Source organism: Streptomyces doebereineriae, assembly GCF_031845645.1.
Lineage (GTDB): Bacteria > Actinomycetota > Actinomycetes > Streptomycetales > Streptomycetaceae > Streptomyces > Streptomyces canus.
Genome location: NZ_JAVREZ010000309.1, coordinates 1 through 451 on the forward strand (window position 1 = coordinate 1; position 451 = coordinate 451).

Below are 451 nucleotides of genomic sequence, written 5' to 3' on the forward strand. Positions count from 1 at the left end.
GTCCCAGGCCGATCCGCTGAAACCGCAGCGGGGCCGCATACTCGACGCCCAGGTCCGCCAGCCAACGCGCCACCGCCGCAGCATCGATGCCGGCGGGCGTCACCGGAACATCCCGGCGTCACCGAGGCGTTGCCCGCCGTCGATCACGAACGTCTCACCGGTCACCCACCCCGCCGCATCCGAAACGAGGAATGCGATGGCCGAGCCGACGTCGTCCGGTTCGCCGATCCGTCCCAGCGCGGTGGCCGAATTCAGTTGATTCTCATGTTCTTTCCACAGAGCCTCGGCGAGCTTTGTGCGCACCACCCCGGGCGCCACCGCGTTGACCCGAACGTTGGGCGACAGTTCCAACGCCAGCTGTTTGGTGAGGTGGATCAGGGCCGCCTTCGACACGTTGTACAGCCCGAGGTTGGCCTCGAACCCCAGGCCGCCGATGGACGCGGTGTTGACC

Annotated in this window: 1 protein-coding gene; it reads right to left on the reverse strand. The window is 67.4% G+C overall.

Going from position 1 to position 451, the window contains the following annotated elements:
- Positions 1-99 precede the first annotated feature (99 nt).
- Positions 100-451, reverse strand: a 352-nt coding sequence (locus RNB18_RS52025; protein WP_311721059.1) for an SDR family oxidoreductase, incomplete at its 5' end; no start/stop codon positions are given.